This is a genomic window from Lactiplantibacillus sp. ME-2 (assembly GCF_022549155.1).
GTDB classification, from domain to species: domain Bacteria; phylum Bacillota; class Bacilli; order Lactobacillales; family Lactobacillaceae; genus Lactiplantibacillus; species Lactiplantibacillus plantarum.
On record NZ_JAKZEQ010000144.1, the window covers coordinates 1 to 334 of the forward strand.

Annotated in this window: 1 protein-coding gene; it reads left to right on the forward strand. The window is 41.6% G+C overall.

The features are described 5' to 3' along the window. Window positions 1–62: 62 nt before the first annotated feature. On the forward strand, window positions 63–334 hold a 272-nt coding region (locus MMY95_RS15735), incomplete at its 3' end, for a transposase (protein ID WP_241277836.1).

Consider the following 334-nt stretch of genomic DNA (forward strand, 5'->3'; position numbering starts at 1 on the left):
CGTTTGATGTCAACGACCTTTCATATGACAAAGCCGCTGGTTGGACAAATTATCCCAGCAATATTACTCGGCAACAATTTGAATTAATTCGACCAGCTTTAGAAAATTTTCGTAAGCGAACTAAGCCTCGAAAATATGACCTCTACGAGGTCTTCTGTGCGGCCCTATATGTCTTGAAAACCGGTTGCCAATGGCGTCAAGTCCCCGGTGATTTCCCAGAATGGCGGTCAGTTTACAACTATTACAAAATTTGGTCAACTAAAGCTGAGCCTACGGCTGATTCTTTATTGGAACAAGTTTTAAAAAAATTGTCATTGCTCGGCGAACTTACCAA